This is a genomic window from Nocardia huaxiensis (assembly GCF_013744875.1).
GTDB classification, from domain to species: domain Bacteria; phylum Actinomycetota; class Actinomycetes; order Mycobacteriales; family Mycobacteriaceae; genus Nocardia; species Nocardia huaxiensis.
Genome location: NZ_CP059399.1, coordinates 6,788,696 through 6,807,133, shown reverse-complemented (window position 1 = coordinate 6,807,133; position 18,438 = coordinate 6,788,696). Strand labels below are relative to the sequence as shown.

Here is an 18,438-nt window from a genome sequence, read left to right as displayed (position 1 = left end):
TTTGGGGTTTTGGTCCTGAACGGGACCAGGGCCAGGCCCCACGTACGAGAGGTGAGGGTGCGGCTCCCGATGGGGGAACGAAAGCCCCGTGATGAATCCCCCCAACTAGCTGGTGGGGAAGCGCCGCTGACCGGTGACGGACCAGACCTCGGCGATCTTGCCGTCGACAATGGCGAACATGTCGATGCCGCTCGGCCCACCAGGAGCATCGACGCACCACCGAGCGGCGAATGTGCCTGTGCCGGTGGCGTTCAGGCTGCCCGTCGCGGCACCGTCGAGGGCGAAACGCATGCCGGGCCGTGCGGCGCGGAAGTCGCGCAGGTAGGCGACGAATTGTTCCGGGCCGCGGGCGGTGTCGGCGGGGTGGGTTCCATCGTTGCTCACGCTTGCGAAGCGGATGCGGAAATCGGGGGTGCAGAGGTTGGGGGCGAGGGCGAAGTCGCCGTTCCACAGGGCTGTCCAGTCGGCGGCGATCCGGTCTGCGATGGTGGTGGATGCGGTGGGGGACATGGGGTTCCTTCCGGTCGGGCGGTGCCGCGCTGGGTGGCGGCTCGACTGTCAGGATTCAGGGCCGGTGCGACAACGGTATGTCCGTGATCGCGCTCACATCGATGAGTTTGCCGTCGCCGGTCGGAATGGTCGACAGGTCGATGCCGCGGTCGGGTGACAGTTCGTCCAGGACTACCGCGCCGTGCATGCGATCCAGGCGGAAACCCCTGAGGTCCTTGCGCATTCGGCACCAGGCGTACAGGTACCAGTGGGTGCCCGCGACGAGAGCCAGGGGTTCGGCGACGCGTTCGGTCGGCTCGCCATTGCGGTCCAGGTACTGCAGGCGCAGGGGTCTGCGCTCGCGGAGGGCGGTGAGCACCTCCGGTGGCACGGGCGGTGGTTGCTTGGGCAGCAAGCGGATTCGATCGGTGAGCTCACCGGCGGTGGCCCGCTCCGCGTCGGGCAGCACCGCCAGCACCTTGTGCACGGCCGCCCGCGCGGCCTCTGCGAACGGTGTTCCGGCCAGCAGCGGCAGCGCCACCAGCAGGGCGGTCGCCTCGGTAGCGGTGAGCGATACCGGTGCCAGTGTGCGCCCTCGCTCCACGGCGTATCCGCCCCCGGGCCCCGGCACCGCCGTGATCGGCACCCCTGCCTGTTGCAGCGCGGCGATATCGCGCACGATGGTTCGCGGCGTCACCTCCAGCCGGGCCGCCAGCTGTCGCGCACTGCGCGGTCGCGGACTGTAGGCCCGCAATTCCTCGGCGAGCGCATACAGCCGCTCGGTCTTCGTCACGCCCACATTCTCACCCGCCGCACCGACACATCCGGACGCATTGCGCCGCAGCCGTTCTCGGCTCGGCGATGCTTCCCACGCAGGGCGGCATACGCCGAGGACCGGGCCGGCGGCCACCGCCGCGCCCGCTCGGCGGGCGCTTGGGCGGCGAAGTCTCGGTCGTCGCGGCTCAGTGGAAGGTTCGGCTGTGGCGGCGCGCTGTGGATCGTCGGCCCGGTCCGCGATTCCCGGTGCGCATCACCGGCCGCTGGGTGGCCAGCCGGGGTAGTGCGGCGGGTGGGGCGGGGGTGGCGCCGCGATCGCGCTCGGCGCTGTTCATGCGTTTGTACCCGTCGGCCGCTACCAGCGCTCCGACCGCCGCCGCGAACGCCGCCAGGCCCGCCACGAGCGGAGCGACGAGAGCAACGACCACCAGCCCGAGAATGAATTGTTTTCGCCCACGGTCATACTCGCTCATAACCAGCAGTATGCGAGCCCTGTCACCCGGATGTCTGCAGGTCCGGCGACATTGGATGATCCCGGGGCGGTTCGGACGCCGTAGAGATCCGCTCGCCGGGGCGACGGCATCGGAAGCATCGGGTGGCCGGACCGATGTCGACGGTCCCGGCCGTGTGGTTGCTGCCCGGCGGACAGTGAGCGGGGCCGGTCGCGTTGTGGCGATCGGCCCCGTTTCCTATGGCGTGCCCTTGATTTCGGGCGTGTCCAGTGTCATGTCCATGCCGGGTGGAGCCATGGTCGTTCCTGCCGGCACCACGGTGCGCCCACCGCGTTTCCGGGTGCGCAGCCACTTCTCGAGCTGGGTGGCCAGCACGCTGAGCGCATAGTTGAGCGCGATCATGATGGCGGCGACGACCAGCAGCGCGGGAATCGGATTGTTCAGGGCGGCGCCGAGCCGCTGGCCCGACCGCACGATCTCGAGGTAGCTGATCAGGTAGCCGAGCGCCGAATCCTTGAGGGCGACAACCATTTGCGAGACCAGGGCGGGCAGCATGGCGGTGATGGCCTGCGGCAGCAGGATGGAGGTCATCACCTGCGACTTGCGCATGCCCAGCGCCACGGCGGCCTCGGTCTGGCCCTTGGGCAGCGACCGGATGCCGGAGCGCACGATCTCGGCGATGACCGAACCGTTGTAGATGGTCAGCGCCGTCACCACCGCGGCCAGTGACAGCTGTCCGGCGGGGAACACGTTGTACAGCGAGTACACCGCGTACAGGAAGATCATCAGCACCAGCACCGGAATCGCCCGCGCGAACTCCACGATGGTGCCCGCGACGAGGCGCACGCTGCGATGGTCCGACAGTCGCAGCACGCCGAAGAGCATGCCCAACACCAGCGCCAGCGTGATCGACAGCACCGCCGCCACGATCGTGCCGCGCAGACCCGGCAGCAGATAGGTGGTCCAGATGTCGGATTCCAGGAACGGCTTCCACTTGGCCGCCTCGAACTGCCCCTTGTCGGCGAAGCCCGAGTACACGAACCAGCCGGCCGCCAGCAGCAGGGCCACCACGATCACGGAGTAGATCGCGTACCGCACCCGCGCCTTGGGGCCGGGCGCGTCGTAGAGAACGGATGGAGCGCTCATCGGGCCACCTCGTATCGCTTTGCCAGCCAACCGAACAGCAGGCCCATGGGCAGGGTCAGGATGATGAAGCCGATGGCGAAGATGGCGCCGATCTCGATCACCGCGGCCTCGGTCTCGATCATCTTGGCCATCAGGAACGACGCCTCGGCGACGGTGATGGCGGAGGCGATCGTGGAGTTCTTGGTGAGGGCGATGAGCACGCTGCCCAGTGGTGCGATCACCGCGCGAAACGCCTGCGGCAGCACCACGAGTCGCAGGTTCTGGGTGAAGGTGAAGCCCAGGGAGCGGCCCGCCTCGGACTGTCCGAGCGGCACGGTATTGATGCCCGAGCGCAGCGACTCACAGACGAAAGCCGCCGTGTAGACGCTCAATCCGAGCACCGCGAACCGGAAGTTGTTCTCCATCAGGGACTTCGGGCCCGAACCCGCGAGCCGCAGCCCGAGCGAGGTGTACAGGCCGATCTGGCAGAACACGATGATGAGCGTCAGCGGAGTATTGCGGAAGACGGTGACGTACGCCGTGCCGAACCAGCGTGCGATGGGCACCGGCGACACCCGCATCGCGGCGATGACGGTGCCCAGGATCAGCGCCAGGACCGCCGAGTAGACCGTCAGTTTGATGGTCATCCAGAAAGCGTCGACCAACTGGTCGTCGTATTGCGAGATCAAATCGAACACGGCGGACGTACTCCTCCGATCACAATCCGGGGCGGGACGGGAACGATCTCCCGTCCCGCGCGGTCAGCTCAGTACCGGTCCACCGTGGGCGGGGTCGGCACCTGGAAACCGGTTCCGGCGAAGTTCTTCTCGATCGCCGCCTGCCAGGCGCCGGTCTTGATCATGTCCTCGATGGCGTCATTGATCTTGCCGCGAATATCGGTGTCGCCCTTCTTCACACCGATGCCGTACTTCTCGGTGGTGAACGGCTCACCCACGACCTTGAACACGCCCGGCTGCTGCGCCGCGAACCCGGCGAGGATGGTGCCGTCGGTGGTCATGGCGTCCACCGCACCGGACTTCAGACCCTCCAGGCACAGCGAGTAGGTGTCGTAGGTCTGCAGCTGGGTGTCGGGGAAGTTCTTCTCGATGTTCTGTGCCGGGGTGGAACCCTTGGCCGAGCACACCGTCTTGCCCTTGATGGAGTCCTTGCCGGTGACGGTGGTGTTGTCCGCGCGCACCAGCAGCTGCTGGCCGGTCACGAAATAGGGCCCCGCGAAGTCGACCTTCTCCTTGCGCTTGTCGTTGATCGAGTAGGTGCCGACGATGTAGTCGACCTGCCCGTTCTGGATCAGCGTCTCGCGGTTGGGGGTCGGCGCCTCCACGAACTTGATGCCGTCCGGCTGCACACCCAGCTTGCCCGCGACGTACTTGGCGACGTCCACGTCGAAACCGCTGTAGGTGCCGTCCGAGTTCTGCAGACCCATGCCGGGCTGATCGAACTTGATGCCGATGGTCAGCTTGCCGGAGGCGGCGTTCTCGCTGGCCGACTTGTCGCTGCCGCCACCGCAACCGGTGGCGACCGCGGCTAGCGCGACCACTCCGACGGCGAACCGGAGCGCTTTGTTGATCCTCATCGAGTGTTGTCCTCTTCTCTCGTGAATCCGATGGACGGTCAGTGGCTGAGGATCTTGCCGAGGAAATCCTTGGCGCGATCCGATTTCGGTGCGGTGAAGAAGGCGTCCGGGTCGGTGTCCTCGACGATCTGCCCGTCGGCCATGAACAGCACGCGATTGCCGGCGCGGCGCGCGAAACCCATTTCGTGGGTGACCACGAGCATGGTCATGCCGTCCTTGGCCAGCTGCACCATGACCTCGAGCACCTCGGACACCATTTCCGGGTCGAGAGCGGAGGTGGGCTCGTCGAACAGCATCACCTTCGGGTTCATGGCGAGCGCTCGCGCGATGGCGACGCGCTGCTGCTGGCCGCCGGACAGCTGCGCCGGATACTTCTCGGCCTGATTGGCGATGCCGACCCGCTCGAGCAGTTCCATGGCCCGCGCCTTGGCCTTGGCCTTGTCGAATTTGCGCACCTTCACCGGTGCGAGCATCACGTTCTCGAGAATTGTCTTGTGCGCGAACAGGTTGAACGACTGGAACACCATGCCCACGTCGGCGCGCAGTTTCGCCAGGGCACGGCCTTCGTCGGGCAGTTGGACGCCGTCGACCGCGATGGTTCCGGAGTCGATGGTCTCCAGGCGGTTGATGGTGCGGCACAGTGTCGACTTACCGGACCCGGACGGTCCGACGACGATCACCACCTGCCCCCTGGGCACTTCGAGGTTGATATCCCGCAGCACGTGCAGTGAGCCGAAATGCTTGTCCACATTCCGCATCGAGATCATCGGTGCGGCGGCGTCCTTCGGTGCGGCGTCGTCCTGGGGGGTGGATTTGTCCAGGGGTACGGCAGCGTCGGTCATGACCAGTGACCTTAGACAGAACGTGCCCGAATTGCTCGTCTTTGGGTGCCCCCGGTCTCTCTGTGCCCGGACTCGACACCGGCCCGTAACCCAGGATTGATGCCGCGGTGATGGCGGAAACGCACAGCTATTACTCTGGTTGGGTGAATTCGTTGGGGCAGGTTTCAGCACGTGGCGAGGCAGAACTCGGTGATGCCCGGACCTATGAGGTCCGGACCTACGGCTGCCAGATGAATGTGCACGATTCCGAGCGCCTTTCCGGCCTGCTCGAGGATGCCGGTTACGTGAAGGCCAGTGCGGGCGCGACCGCCGACCTGGTCGTCTTCAATACCTGCGCGGTGCGCGAGAACGCCGACAACAAGCTGTACGGCACCCTCGGTCACCTCGCGCCCATCAAGGCCGACCGGCCCGGCATGCAGATCGCCGTCGGCGGCTGCCTCGCCCAGAAGGACCGCGACACCGTCGTGAAGAAGGCCCCCTGGGTGGACGTGGTGTTCGGCACCCACAACATCGGCTCGCTGCCGGTGCTGCTGGAGCGGGCCCGCCACAATCAGGAAGCCCAGGTCGAGATCATCGAATCCCTGGAGGCATTCCCGTCCACGCTGCCCGCCAAGCGCGAATCCGCGTACGCGGGCTGGGTGTCGATCTCGGTGGGCTGCAACAACACCTGCACGTTCTGCATCGTGCCGTCGCTGCGCGGCAAGGAGGTCGACCGCCGGCCCGGCGATGTGCTGGCCGAGGTGCAGGCGCTGGTGGATCAGGGCGTCATGGAGGTGACGCTGCTCGGGCAGAACGTCAACTCCTACGGCGTCTCCTTCGCCGACCCGAGCGAACCGCGCGACCGCGGCGCCTTCGCGAAGCTGCTGCGCGCCTGCGGCAATATCGAGGGCCTCGAGCGGGTGCGCTTCACCTCCCCGCACCCGGCAGAGTTCACCGATGACGTGATCGAGGCCATGGCCGAGACCCCGAATGTGTGCCCGCAGCTGCACATGCCGCTGCAGTCCGGCTCCGACCGCGTGCTCAAGGCCATGAAGCGCTCGTACCGCAAGGCCAAGTACCTGGGCATCATCGAGAAGGTGCGGGCGGCCATGCCGCACGCGGCCATCACCACCGACATCATCGTCGGCTTCCCCGGCGAGACCGAGGAGGACTTCCAGGAGACCCTGGACGTGGTGCGGCAGGCGCGTTTCACCAGCGCCTACACCTTCCAGTACTCCATCCGCCCCGGCACGCCCGCCGCGGAGATGCCCGATCAGCTGCCGAAAGAGGTGGTGCAGGAGCGCTACATGCGGCTCATCGCGCTTCAGGAGCAGGTGTCCCTGGAAGCCAATCAGCAACTGATCGGCACCGAGGTCGAACTGCTCGTGGCCGAGAGCAGCGCCGGCAAGAAGAACGCCGCCACCGCCCGCATGTCCGGCCGCGCCCGCGACGGCCGCCTGGTGCACTTCCGCCCGCCGCTGAACCCGGCCCCCGGCACCGAGATCCGCCCCGGCGACCTGATCACCGTCGACATCACCGAGGCGGCCCCGCACCACCTCATCGCCGACAGCGAGGTTCGCAACCACCGCCGCACCCGCGCGGGCGACGCCTCCGAACGCGGCATCACCCCGAAGACCGCCCCCATCGGGGTCGGCCTCGGCCTGCCCCGCATCGGCGCCCCGGCTCCGGAACCGGTCACCTCGGGCTGCGGCACCGGCGGCTGCTCCTGACCGCTGGATCGGGTGCCGTCAACGACACCGTGTAGGAGTCAGGTACCGTCGCCGGTGGCCCTGGATCACGCCACCTGAGCGAGGATCGAAGCGAATGAGCGAGAAGCAGCCCGACGACGCCGACGAGCGCCCGGACTCCGATGCTGCGGCACATGAAGCGGTACAACCAGATTCGGCGTCGGAGCAGGCGCCGCAGGCGAACGAGGAGAGCATGAAGGCGGCCGAGGACAGCAAGGACTTCGAGCAGTTCCGCGCGGAACTCGAGGCCGTCGAACGCAGGATCGCCGGGGAGATCGATCCGGGCGTGCGCGCCATGGTCGTCGCCATCGCGGTGTTCCTGCTGCTGTTCTCGCTGGTGCTGCCGCATGCGGGTGCGGCGCGCGGGTTCGATGTGCTGCTCTACGACGCGGTCGCCAAGGACGAGCACATCGGGCTGCCGTCGCGGGTGTTCGAGTGGTTCACGGTCGTCTTCGGCATCGGCTTCTCGCTGCTGGCGCTGTTCACCCGCCGCTGGGCGCTGGCGTGGATCGCGGTGGCCGGTTCGGCCATTGCGAGCGTGTTCGGCGTCTTCTCCATCTGGCACCGCAACACCCCCGGCCTCGGCAACTATCAGGGCGCGGGCCCCGGCCCGGGGCTGATCCTGGCCACGCTCGCCATCATGGTGCTGACCTTCCACTGGGTGCGGGTGGTGTGGAGCCGCACCGCCGTGCACCTCGCCGCCGAGGAGCAGCGCCGCAATGCCGCCGCCCAGGCCGAGGAGCAGCAGCGCCGTCGCCTGTTCGGCGACAACTGATTTCAGCGCCCGAGGATGTACTCCCCGAGCAGGTCGTACTCCTCGGGTTCGATGCCGTCGTCGAGCGGGACGGCCACCGCGACCGTTCCCTCCTCCTCGCCGACGAACAGCGCGGGGTCGTTGCAGTCGGCGAAGCCGATCGCATCGATGCCCGCGTGGCCCGCGCCGCCGCACCAACCGTGGTCGGCGACAACAAGATCCGGCACGGGCTCACCGCGCTCGGCGAGCTCCGCGAGCACCAGGCGGATGGGCTGCGCGGAATGGGTGTGAATCGGCCCGCCCGCATCGGTGAGCGCGGCGACGCCCAGGAAGTAGTCGATCTCCACGCGCTGAAGCCCGTACTTGGTGTACTCGTCGAATCCCAGCCCGGCACCCGCCACGACCACTGTTCCGCCGGCCTCGGTCAGCGCCGCCGCGAGCTGCTCGTACAACCGCGCCAGGGTCCTGGGATGTCCGGTGGCGAACAGCACCCGCTGCCGCTCCCGCAGCGCATTCTCGAACCGAATCGCGTACCGGTCCAACGCATCCGCGGTCAGCTCCGGATCGATGGTGTCCACCCCGCGCCGGAAGTTCAGCCGCGGATCCACCCCGACCTTGCGCACCATCAGATCGAGCACTGTATCCGGCGTCCACCGCGGCCCCGGATCCAATCCGAACAGGAAATGCTCGTCCCGCCTGGCCATGCGCGCGAAATGCTCGAGATTGTTCTCCCGCGGCGTCGCCACCCGCCCCGCCATCCGGGTGGCCAGCAGGTGCTCGATCAGTGCTGCGCGGGTCGGTGCCATGATTCCGAGCTTAACCAGAACGTCCGCGATTACACCGCGTTCGACCAGCCGAGGGACTCCAGCAGCAGCGCGATCCCGAAAGCGCAGGGCAGCACCGAGAATCCGGCCATGAAGCCGGCGATCGCCGGATCGAAACCCTTGCGCGACACCCCGATACCCCAGACGAGAACGGCCACCAGCCAGACTCCGAGGATTATCGGGCCGGCCAGGCACAGCGACAACGCCAGCCCCACGAGCGCCGCCGCCACGAATCGCCCGCTATGGCGCAGCCATCCGAAAGATCCTGCTGCCGAATCGGTTTCGTTCATGCGCTCATCCTTTCCAGCTGAACCGCCCGCCTGCACGGCACGGCCGGAAACGCGAATTCGTCCGGACTGCATTGCGCCGCAATACAGCCCGGACGAATTGGGGTCGAGCTCAGCGCTGGCTGACCGCGCCCTCGGCGGCCTCTGCCCATTCGCGCCACTGCTTGGCCTGTTCCAGGGCCTTCTCCGCGTCGCGGGTCTTGCCGGCGGCCTGGGCCTTGGCGGCCTGCTCCTCGAATTGGGCTACGCGCTCACGGAATTGGGCGGCGCGGGCCATGGCCTCCGGATCGGTGCGGCGCCACTGGGCGTCGACGGCGTCGCGGACCCGCTTCTCGATGGTGCGCAGGCGCGCCTCCAGGTCGTGGATGCGTTCGCGCGGGACCTTGCCGATGGCGTCCCACTTCTCCTGCAGTTCGCGCAGACCGGCGCGGGCGGCGTCCAAACCGGCTTCGGGGTCGAGGTTTTCGTAGGCCCGGAGCAGTTCTTCCTTGGCGGTGGCGTTGTGCTCGAATTCGGCGTCGCGTTCGGAGGCGGCGGAATTGCGGGCGGCGAAGAAGACGTCCTGCGCGGATTTGAAGCGCTTCCACAGTTGTTCGTCGGCTTCGCGGGGTGCGCGGCCGGCCGCTTTCCATTCGGCGAGCAGGTCGCGGAAGACGGCGGCGGTGCCGGACCAGTCGGTGGAGCCGGACAGCTCCTCGGCGCGGACGCAGAGCTCTTCCTTGCGGGTCTTGGCCGAGGCCCGTTCCCGGTCGAGTTCGGCGAAGTGCGCGCCGCGCCGGCGGTTGAACGCCTCGCGCGCCTTGGAGAAGCGCCGCCACAGCGCGTCGTCCACCTTGCGGTCGACGCCGCGAATGGTCTTCCACTCGTCGAGGATTTCGCGCAGCCGGTCGCCGGCGGCCTTCCACTGGGTGGATTCGGAGGCGATCTGCTCGGCCTCGGCGGCCAGGGCCTCTTTGCGCTCGGTTTGCTCGTGCCGGGTGCGTTCCTTCTCCTCCTTGGCGTGCGCGGCCGCCTCGTCGGAGTGCTCGATGATGGCCTGCAGCCGGGCCGTCAGACCGTCGATATCGCCGATGACCGCTGCCGTGGGCAATGTTTCGGCAAGCGCGGTGGCGGCGGCCTTGGTCTTGCGGGCGTCGGTGCCGGCGGCGAGCCTGGCCTCGAGCAGCGCCACCTCGGTGGCGAGGTCGTCGAAGCGGCGGCCGAAGTGCGCGAGGCCCTCGGCGGCGTCGCCCGCCTGCCAGGAACCGATGACGCGTTCGCCGTCGGCGGTCTTCACCCAGGCGGTGCCGTCGTCGTCGACGCGGCCCCACTGGCTGGGATCGCTGACCGATGGCACGACCACCGGATGGGGATGCTGATGCGCGGCCGGGCCGGGCGCGGGCTTGTGCGCATGGGGTTTGGGCGAGTCGGCTTTCTGGCCGGCGCCGGGACGCGGTCCTGCGGCGGAGGCCGGAGTGGGTCGTGGCGTGGCACCGGGCACGGGCGCCGGGGTCGACTCCGGGTGGGTAGCCTTCTCGTTTCCGCTGTTGTCGGTCATTGCTCCTCGTCCCTGCCGCGCGTCACGGCTGCCTGGTTACGCCCTAGCTTCATCCCACTAGCACATCCCATTCAACCAGGCTGGGTGGGGAAATGCTGTCTTTGAGCCAGCTTCTGTCGCGCGGCGACCCGGGCGGGGTGGGGCTGGTGAGGTGCGTTAGCGCTACGGTTGACGGCGTGTTCTGTGTTGCGTCGCTGGTCCCGTCACCGCCCGTGCTGATACCCGAACTCGGGGGCGCGGCCGGTGCGTCGGCCGAAGGGGCGGTGGCGGCGCTACGTGCTGCGGTTTTGCGGGCCGGGGAGGCGCTCGCGGGGCCGGTGACGCGATGGGTCGTGGTGGGTGCGGCAGACGGGAATCGACTGGTCGGTTCTGATTCTGTGGGCAGCTTCCGCGGCTACGGCGTGGACGTACAGGTGAGCTTGGCGGCCGCGACCGGGAATGGTGTCCTGCGCCACAGCGACGCCGCGGGACCGGCCGCCGCGGACCCGCGCGGCGGTGTCGCGGTGGCCGATCCGACCCTGCCGCTGCCCGTTCTGATCGGTGGCTGGCTGCGTGCCCGGGTCGCGCCGGAGGTCACCGCGCACGGCCGGTTGATCGCCGCCGACGCCACCGCGGACGAGTGCCTCACCTTCGGGCGGCGGTTGCGCGCCGAGCTCGACGCCGACCCCGAACCGTACGGGGTGCTGGTCGTCGGCGACGGTGCAGCAACCCTGTCGATCTCCTCGCCCGGCTACTTCGACGAACGCGCGGAAGGCGTTCAGGCACAGATCGATCGCGCGCTGACGGCCGGGGACCGGGGGGCCCTCGCCGCCCTCGACATCGGTCTGTGCGCCGAGCTGTCGGTCGCCGGGCGCGCCGCCTACCAGGTCCTCGCCGGGCTCTTCGCCGCCGATGCCGCCGACCCCGAGGTCGAAACCGGCTATGCCGCAGCCCCGTTCGGCGTCGCCTACCACGTGAGCGTCTGGCGTCCCGGAGCCGCGCGGTGACCACGCCGATCGCCGTCGTCGGCCCCACCGCCACCGGAAAGTCCGATCTGGCATTGGATCTCGCGCAGCGCCTGAACGGCGAGATCGTGAATATCGACGCCATGCAGCTCTATCGCGGGATGGATATCGGCACCGCGAAACTGCCTGTCGCCGAGCGCCGGGGCATCCCGCATCATCAGCTCGACGTCCTCGACGTCACCGAAACCGCCACCGTCGCGGCCTATCAGACCGCCGCCCGCGCCGATGTCGAGGCGATCATGGCGCGCGGCCGCACGCCGGTCATCGTGGGCGGCTCCATGATGTATGTGCAAGCGCTGCTGGATGATTGGGATTTCCCCGCCACCGACGCGGAGGTCCGGGCCAAGTGGGAGGCCGTGCTGGCGGAGGGCGGCACCGCTGCGCTGCACGCCGCCCTGAAACAGGCCGATCCGGTCGCCGCCGCCACCATCCTGCCCACCGACGGCCGCCGCATGGTGCGCGCCCTCGAGGTCGTCGAGATCACCGGCAAGCCGTTCGCCGCTTCGGCCCCGCAGATCGGCGAACCCCGGTGGGGCACGCGGATCATCGGCGTGGATCGGGAGACCGCCGAACTCGACGCCCGCATCGAACTGCGCACCGCGCTCATGTTCGACTCCGGCCTGGTCGAGGAGGTCCGCGGCCTGCTCGACCACGGGCTGCGCGACGGCCAGACGGCCCGGCGCGCAATCGGTTACGCACAAGTCCTGGCGTTCTTCGATAACGAATACGACCTGAAAGAAGCGCAGGAGCGCACCCTCATCGGCACACGGCGCTATGTTCGACGCCAGCGTTCGTGGTTCCGCCGGGACCCGCGGGTGCGGTGGGTGGACGGCGCCGACCCGGAGTTGGCGGCGACGGCGTTCGCTCGCATTCACTCCCCGACGACGAGGGACGAACAGGAAGTCCGATAGGTGACGCGCCACGTGAACACCCGAAACGCATCGGTCGAGACCTGGCAGGCGTATCTGCACAGCCGGGCGAGCAGAGTGCGCGACGGGCGGTTCCTGGTGTACGGGCAGCGCCCCATCCTGCGCGCGCTCGAATACCGTTGGCCCCTGGAGACTCTCGTGTACCGGCTGGGTGCGCCGGAGCTCTCGGACTGGGTGCGCGAAGTGCTCGATTCGAGTGGCGTCCCGAGCGTGGGCCTGGTCCCGGAGGTGATGGCCGAGCTGGCCGAGCCCGGTGAATCGGTGCCGGATCTGGTGGCCGTGGCCGTCACCCGCCGCCTGGAACTCGACGACTTCCACCCCGGCGTTTCGGGCGAATTGCCGACCGTCGTGGTGATCGACCGGCCCGCCGCGGCGGCCCGCCTGGGCGCGCTGATCCGCTCGGCGGTGGCCTTCGGCGCGTCCGGCGTGATCGTAACCGGTTCCGGCGCAGACCATTACGACCCGCAGAGCGTGCGCGCCTCCGACGGCGCGCTGTTCGCCATCCCCGTGCTGCGCGCCTCGGGCCCGGACCGGCTGGCCGCATTCCGGGACCGGCAGCAACGCCGTGGCATCGACACCCGTATCGTCGGCAGTGACGACCACGGCGGGATCGCCCTCGACGACCTCGAATTCGGCGGCGCCACCGTCCTGGTCCTCGGCGATGACATCGAATCGCTCGCACCCGCCTGGTTGCAGGCCTGCGACGATCTGGTGTGCATCCCGACCGACGGCACCCTCGGGTCGCCGTCGGCGGCAGCGGTGGCCCTGTACGAGATCTCCCGGCAACGCCGGGCGTTGCGGTGAGGACATATGACGAGCGAGAGCGCGGCTGACATCGAATTCAGCAAGGGGCACGGCACCCAGAACGATTTCGTGGTGCTGCCGGACCCCGACGCGTGGCTGGAACTGACCGAATCGCGGGTCGCGGCGCTGTGCGACCGGCAGCGCGGCCTCGGCGCGGACGGTGTGCTGCGCGTGGCGCGGGCGAGCGCTCTCATCGAAACCGGTGTGCTGAGCGAGCTTCCGGCGGATGTGAGCCCGCAAGACTGGTTCATGGACTACCGCAATGCCGACGGCTCCATCGCCGAGATGTGCGGCAACGGTGTCCGCGTCTTCGCCCACTACCTGGTCGCCACCGGCCTGGAATCCCGCGAAGAGTTCGTGGTCGGCAGCCGCGCGGGCGCGCGTCCGGTCGTGGTCCATCACGCCGATCCGGTGCACGGCGAGGTCACCGTCGCCATGGGCAAGGTGCGTGTGCTGGGTGAATCCACCGCCGCCCTGTCCGGCCGTGACTTCACCGGCCTCGGCATCGATGTCGGCAACCCGCACCTGGCCTGCGTCGACCCGTCGCTGACCCATGACTCTCTGTATGCCCTGGACCTGGAGCAGGCTCCCGGCTTCGACCACACCCTCTTCCCGCACGGTGTGAACGTCGAAATCCTGACCCCCCTCGCCGTCGGCTCCGACGGTCGGAAGTTCGTCGACATGCGCGTCTACGAGCGTGGCGTGGGCGAAACCCGTTCCTGCGGAACCGGAACCGTCGCGGCCGCCGCCTCCGCGCTGGCCCGCGACGGCTTCGACCTGGCCCACGACTCCGGTCACATCGAAGTCCGCATCCCCGGCGGCGAGGTCACCGTCGGCATCGAGAACGGCGCGGCCTGGCTGCGCGGTCCCTCGGTCCTGGTCGCCACCGGCCGCATCGCCGCCAAGTGGTGGCAGGACGCCTGAGCGGTATCGCCGCCGGTCATCGCTCCGATGTGAGGGTCTGCGGCGCACCGCGGTCCGCGGGAAGGCCGGTGCGGGCCGCGCGCAGCAGGGTCAGCGCACCGAGGCCCACGCCGATCACGGCGATGAGGGTGGCCAGGATGGCTCCCGCTCGGCCATTGCCGGTGCCGAAGCCGTCCGCCGAGCGGGCCCAATGCCATACGCCCAGCGACAGGGCGGTCACGGCTACGGCCTGCGCCAGCACGGCCTCGACGCGGCCGCCGGCGCCGCGCTGGGAACGACGCCGGGCCAGCAGGCCGATGCCAATGCCGACCAGGGCGATTCCGGCGGCCAGGGTGGCTCCGAAGCGGCCCGAGCCGGGGCCGTAGCCGGCTGCGAGCACGGTGTGGGTCGAGACCGGAGCGGTGGCGAGGTACTGGGCGAACATGACGAATCTCCTTGGCTGAGAAGGCGGATCGGCGCTCGTGAAATCGGTTCGGGGGCGCCGGGGCGAGGTTTCCGGCTCGGAACCTCGCGAATTCGATCCTCGCGTCCCGGGACGGATCCGGCGTCGGTCCACGGTCGCTTGCGAATACGGCGGTGCGGGTAGCTGATTCGCGCCGCGTCTACGTCCGTCGACGTAGACGCATGCGCTCGCGGACCGAGTGCGACCGTGCTGGTGGCACTTAGGATCGCGGTATGCGAGACCGTCCGGTGAACCTGCGACTGCCCGTCCCGGTGCAGGAGTTGTCGCTCACCGTGTTCATCACCTACATGCAGGTGCAGGGCACCATCGTCCGCAATACCGGTGAGGTGGTGCAGCATCCGCTGACCGACTTCGGAAATCTCGGCTACCTGCTGCTGATCGTGAGCGGGTTGGCGGTGTCGGTGCGCCGCCGTTGGCCGGTACCGGTTTTCGCCGCGACCGCGCTCGCCAGCCTCGTGTACTACGGACTGGGTTTCCCCGACGGGCCGACATGGCTGGCGCTGTTCCTCGCCGCGTACACCGTCGCCGCCTATGGTGACGGTCGCCGGTCCCTGGTGATCGTCGGCGGGGGTATCACCGTGCTGGCGGTGTTCTGGCTGGTCGCGGCCGCCGATGTCGAGCCGCGCGCGGCGATCGGCTGGGTGTATTTCCGGATCGGCGCGTCGGTGATGAGCGCCGCCCTGGGTGAATCCGTCCGGACCCGAAGGGTTCTCGCCGTCGAGGCGCAGGAGCGGGCCGAGCTGGCCGAACGCACCCGCGACGAGGTGGCGCGGGCGCGCGTCGATGCCGAGCGGTTGCGGATCGCGCGCGAGGTGCACGACACCGTCGCGCACGCCATCGCCGTCATCAATGTGCAGGCCGGGGTGACCGCGCATGTGCTCGACCGGAAGCCGGAGCAGGCTCGCGAGGCGTTGCGCACGATCGAGCAGACGAGTTCGCGTGCGCTGAGCGAGATGCGGGCCGTGCTGGGGGTGCTGCGCGGGGACGACTCCGATGACGAGCGTGCGCCGCAGCCCGGGGTGGGGGAGATCGGCGACCTGATCCGGCAGGCCCGCGAGGCCGGGCTCGAGGTGACCGTCGAGGACAACCTGCCCGCCACGCCGCTGCCGGGTGCGGTCGCCGCCGCCGCGTATCGCATCGTGCAGGAGTCGATCACCAATGTGATCCGCCATGTGGGTCCGACGCGGGTGACCATCGCCCTGGACCGTGCTGCCGAGGTGGTGCGGATTCGTGTCACCGATTGCGGGCGTACGGATTCCGGTGCCGTGCTCGCACCGGACGGCGTTGCGCCGGGCCGGGGCATCATCGGTATGCGGGAACGCTGCCGATTGCTCGGCGGCGAGCTTCAGGCCCGGCCGACCTCGGCCGGCGGATTCGAGGTCCTGGCCCGCCTGCCCGTCGTTCCGGCGGAGGCGCGGCTGTGAACACCCCGCCGATCAAGGTGTTGCTCGCCGACGACGAAGTGCTCGTCCGGTCCGGCTTCCGGGTGCTGCTCGACCTGGAGGACGGCATCACGGTGGTCGGTGAGGCCGCCAACGGTCACGAAGCCATCGAGCAGGCGCGCGCCACCCGTCCCGACGTGGTTCTCATGGACATCCGCATGCCCAAACTGGACGGCATCGAAGCCACCGCCCACATTGCCCGCACCCCCGGCCTCGAGCGCACCCGCGTTCTCATTCTCACCACCTACGACACCGACGCCTATGTCTTCGAAGCCCTTCGGTCCGGCGCCAGCGGTTTTCTGCTCAAGGACGCCGGTCCCGCCGAACTCCTGCATGCCATCCGCGTGATCGCCGCCGGTGACGCCCTCCTCGCACCCCGCATCACCCGCCGCCTGATCAGCCGTTTCACCGCCCAGGAGACGGCTGCCCGCGCCGCCGACGACCGGCTGTCCGTCCTGACCGAGCGCGAACGGGAAGTCCTGGCCTTGGTCGGCGAGGGCATGAGCAACACCGAGATCGGACTCGCGCTTCAGCTCAGCCCCGCCACCGCCCGCACCCATGTCAGCAACACCATGCGCAAACTGTCCGCCCGCGACCGCGCCCAACTCGTCGTCATCGCCCACCGGACCGGGCTGGTCAAGGGGTGACGATCGCGAAAGCGGGATCGGGATCGTCGAGCAGTGCGAACAGTCGCGGCAGGACCTCGGGATCGCCGTCGAGCGCGAGCCCGTCGGTCGCGCCGCCCGCGAGCAGTCCGAGCAGCTGTTGTTTGGTCAAGGTCACCGTCAGATCGACGTGCGCGCCGGTGCGCGGATCAGGTGTGCGAATGAGTGCGCCATTGGACAGCGCGGTGCGCAGCGTGCTTCCCAGATCGGTGAAATGCCAATCCACGCACAGGGTTTCCGCTGCGGCACGCCGCCCGTCGATCCGGATGGCCACGGTGTCGAAGAGCTGCTCCACGCTCAGCGCCGCCGCCATCCCACCGCCGAGATCGATGGGCGGCGGTGTGATGCCCTCCCGGAGTTCCTTCGCCCCACTGAGATAGAAGCCCCGCCAGGTGGCGTTCTCCGCGCCGTGGCCGAGCCGGGTGTACACCTGCGCCAACGCTTCTCGCGCCGGCTCGTCCTCGGGGGCGGCGAACACCGCGTGCTTGAGCAACTCCGCAGCGAAGCGTAAGTCGCCGTCGTCGGCGTACTTGCGTCCCTGTGCCACAACGGCTTCCACCCCGCCGATGACATCCACATACCGCTCGGCCAGCGCCCGCGGCGGATGCTGCCACAGCGAACTCGGATGACCGTCGAACCAGCCCAGATACCGCTGATAGATCGCCTTCACATTGTGGCTGACCGACCCGTAGTAGCCTTGCGCGTGCCAGGCCGCCGCGAGCGCGGGCGGCAGCGCGATCTCCTCCGCGATCTCGACGCCCGTCAGCCCCTGATTCATCATGCGCAGCGTCTGATCGTGCAGATAGATGTACAGATCGCGCTGTTCGGCGAGGAATCGGGTCAATGCTTCGGTTCCCCATGTCGGCCAATGATGCGACGCGAAAGCGACATCGGAGTCGGCGGCGAACAATTCGATCGCCTCGTCGAGATACCGCGACCAGCTCCGCGGATCCCGCACCTGCGCGCCTCGCAATGTCAGCAGATTGTGCAGATTGTGCGTCGCGTTCTCCGCCACGCACAGCGCGCGATGCCGCGGGAAATGGAAATTCATCTCCGCCGGCGCCTCGGTCCCTGGTGTCAGCTGGAAAACGATCGGCACCCCGTCGATCGTCTCCCGCTGCCCGGTGTGCGTGATGTCGACGGTCGGCGGAATCAACCCCAGCGACCCATGCGAGGTCCGCAACCCCAGCCCCGTCCCGACCTGTCCCTCCGGCCCCACCGGCAGTGTGACGCCATACATGTAATCGGCCCGCCGATTCATGGCCGTGCCCGCATACACGTTCTCCGACACGGCCTCCGCCATGAATCCGGCCGGTGCGAGAATCGGCACCGCACCCGCCCCGTCCGGCAGCACCCCCTCGACGCCGCCGAAATGATCGCCGTGCGAATGCGTATAGATCACTCCGGTCACCGGCCGCGCACCCCGATGCTCCCGATACAGCGCCAGCCCCGCCGCCGCGCATTCGGCGGAGATGAGTGGATCGATGACGATCACCCCGTTCTCGCCTTCGACCAGCGTCATATTCGAGATATCGAACCCGCGAATCTGATAGATCCCCTCGACCACCTCGAACAACCCATTGATCCGGCACAACCGGCTCTGCCGGAACAAACTCGGGTTGATCGTCTCGGGACATTCCGCATCGAGAAACCCGTACCCCGACAGGTCGAAAACAGCCCGCCCCTCGGCATTCCTGATGGTCAGCGGGTCGAGCGTCGCGATGAATCCGCGCTGCGCATTGTCGAAATCGGTCTGGTCGGTGAAATCCAGTGCCATCGAAGCTCCTCCGATCGATCCC

At 68.6% G+C, this 18,438-nt stretch carries 20 protein-coding genes; 8 read left to right on the top strand and 12 right to left on the bottom strand.

Features of this window, described 5'->3' with window-relative positions:
• Positions 1-105 precede the first annotated feature (105 nt).
• From H0264_RS30920 to H0264_RS30890, 7 genes are all read right to left on the bottom strand, one after another.
• Entirely contained in the window at positions 106-510 is a 405-nt protein-coding gene (locus H0264_RS30920; RefSeq protein WP_181580817.1) for a nuclear transport factor 2 family protein, read from the bottom strand.
• A gap of 55 nt (positions 511-565) precedes the next feature.
• On the bottom strand, positions 566-1,282 hold the full coding sequence (locus tag H0264_RS30915) for a helix-turn-helix transcriptional regulator (protein WP_181580816.1): 717 nt from the start codon (positions 1,280-1,282) through the stop codon (positions 566-568).
• A gap of 169 nt (positions 1,283-1,451) precedes the next feature.
• Positions 1,452-1,739 (bottom strand): hypothetical protein, encoded by a 288-nt coding sequence (locus H0264_RS30910; protein ID WP_181580815.1) that lies wholly within the window; start codon positions 1,737-1,739, stop codon positions 1,452-1,454.
• Positions 1,740-1,955: 216 nt separating this feature from the next.
• Complete coding sequence (locus H0264_RS30905) at positions 1,956-2,864, bottom strand: amino acid ABC transporter permease (protein ID WP_181580814.1); 909 nt, start codon at positions 2,862-2,864, stop codon at positions 1,956-1,958.
• Complete coding sequence (locus H0264_RS30900) at positions 2,861-3,541, bottom strand: amino acid ABC transporter permease (RefSeq protein ID WP_181580813.1); 681 nt, start codon at positions 3,539-3,541, stop codon at positions 2,861-2,863. Before H0264_RS30900 ends, H0264_RS30905 begins: the two co-directional genes overlap by 4 nt.
• 68 nt (positions 3,542-3,609) lie before the next feature.
• Entirely contained in the window at positions 3,610-4,437 is an 828-nt protein-coding gene (locus H0264_RS30895; protein WP_181580812.1) for a glutamate ABC transporter substrate-binding protein, read from the bottom strand.
• Positions 4,438-4,475: 38 nt separating this feature from the next.
• Positions 4,476-5,204 (bottom strand): amino acid ABC transporter ATP-binding protein, encoded by a 729-nt coding sequence (locus H0264_RS30890; RefSeq protein ID WP_181585951.1) that lies wholly within the window; start codon positions 5,202-5,204, stop codon positions 4,476-4,478.
• Positions 5,205-5,389: 185 nt separating this feature from the next.
• On the opposite strand from H0264_RS30890, the gene miaB reads away from it, so the two are divergent.
• The gene (miaB, locus tag H0264_RS30885; RefSeq protein WP_420831998.1) at positions 5,390-6,988 is read left to right on the top strand and encodes a tRNA (N6-isopentenyl adenosine(37)-C2)-methylthiotransferase MiaB; all 1,599 of its coding nucleotides are present in this window, start codon (positions 5,390-5,392) and stop codon (positions 6,986-6,988) included.
• Positions 6,989-7,199: 211 nt separating this feature from the next.
• A complete protein-coding gene (locus H0264_RS30880; RefSeq protein WP_181585949.1) occupies positions 7,200-7,781 on the top strand; it encodes an Rv2732c family membrane protein in 582 nt (193 codons plus the stop codon).
• 2 nt (positions 7,782-7,783) lie between these two features.
• Here H0264_RS30880 and H0264_RS30875 read toward each other — a convergent pair whose 3' ends face one another.
• From H0264_RS30875 to H0264_RS30865, 3 genes are all read right to left on the bottom strand, one after another.
• Positions 7,784-8,566 carry a phosphatase gene (locus H0264_RS30875; protein ID WP_181580811.1) on the bottom strand — a complete coding sequence of 261 codons (783 nt, stop codon included), beginning with the start codon at positions 8,564-8,566 and terminating at the stop codon, positions 7,784-7,786.
• A gap of 29 nt (positions 8,567-8,595) precedes the next feature.
• A complete protein-coding gene (locus H0264_RS30870; RefSeq protein WP_181580810.1) occupies positions 8,596-8,874 on the bottom strand; it encodes a hypothetical protein in 279 nt (92 codons plus the stop codon).
• A 109-nt stretch (positions 8,875-8,983) separates the two neighbouring features.
• Positions 8,984-10,408 (bottom strand): DUF349 domain-containing protein, encoded by a 1,425-nt coding sequence (locus H0264_RS30865; RefSeq protein ID WP_181580809.1) that lies wholly within the window; start codon positions 10,406-10,408, stop codon positions 8,984-8,986.
• A 176-nt stretch (positions 10,409-10,584) separates the two neighbouring features.
• Between H0264_RS30865 and H0264_RS30860 the strand changes: the two genes are divergently transcribed.
• Genes H0264_RS30860 through dapF form a run of 4 tightly spaced genes read left to right on the top strand, consistent with a single transcriptional unit; the run spans position 10,585 to position 14,069 of the window.
• On the top strand, positions 10,585-11,394 hold the full coding sequence (locus H0264_RS30860; protein WP_181580808.1) for a class III extradiol ring-cleavage dioxygenase family protein: 810 nt from the start codon (positions 10,585-10,587) through the stop codon (positions 11,392-11,394).
• On the top strand, positions 11,391-12,323 hold the full coding sequence (gene miaA / locus H0264_RS30855) for a tRNA (adenosine(37)-N6)-dimethylallyltransferase MiaA (RefSeq protein ID WP_231084726.1): 933 nt from the start codon (positions 11,391-11,393) through the stop codon (positions 12,321-12,323). The genes H0264_RS30860 and miaA overlap by 4 nt, the downstream gene beginning before the upstream one ends.
• Positions 12,324-12,335: 12 nt before the next feature.
• Positions 12,336-13,145 (top strand): TrmH family RNA methyltransferase, encoded by an 810-nt coding sequence (locus H0264_RS30850; protein ID WP_231084727.1) that lies wholly within the window; start codon positions 12,336-12,338, stop codon positions 13,143-13,145.
• Positions 13,146-13,175: 30 nt separating this feature from the next.
• Positions 13,176-14,069: a diaminopimelate epimerase gene (gene dapF, locus H0264_RS30845; protein ID WP_181585947.1), complete on the top strand. Its 894-nt coding sequence runs from the start codon at positions 13,176-13,178 to the stop codon at positions 14,067-14,069.
• A 16-nt stretch (positions 14,070-14,085) separates the two neighbouring features.
• On the opposite strand, the gene H0264_RS30840 is transcribed toward dapF, so the two are convergent.
• Positions 14,086-14,493: a DUF6223 family protein gene (locus H0264_RS30840; RefSeq protein ID WP_181580806.1), complete on the bottom strand. Its 408-nt coding sequence runs from the start codon at positions 14,491-14,493 to the stop codon at positions 14,086-14,088.
• A gap of 251 nt (positions 14,494-14,744) precedes the next feature.
• Between H0264_RS30840 and H0264_RS30835 the strand changes: the two genes are divergently transcribed.
• Both H0264_RS30835 and H0264_RS30830 read left to right on the top strand, forming a co-directional pair.
• Positions 14,745-15,956: a sensor histidine kinase gene (locus tag H0264_RS30835; protein ID WP_181580805.1), complete on the top strand. Its 1,212-nt coding sequence runs from the start codon at positions 14,745-14,747 to the stop codon at positions 15,954-15,956.
• Positions 15,953-16,621 (top strand): response regulator transcription factor, encoded by a 669-nt coding sequence (locus H0264_RS30830; protein ID WP_181580804.1) that lies wholly within the window; start codon positions 15,953-15,955, stop codon positions 16,619-16,621. Before H0264_RS30835 ends, H0264_RS30830 begins: the two co-directional genes overlap by 4 nt.
• Here H0264_RS30830 and H0264_RS30825 read toward each other — a convergent pair.
• On the bottom strand, positions 16,611-18,416 hold the full coding sequence (locus H0264_RS30825; protein WP_181580803.1) for an alkyl/aryl-sulfatase: 1,806 nt from the start codon (positions 18,414-18,416) through the stop codon (positions 16,611-16,613). The genes H0264_RS30830 and H0264_RS30825 overlap by 11 nt on opposite strands.
• Positions 18,417-18,438 lie beyond the last annotated feature (22 nt).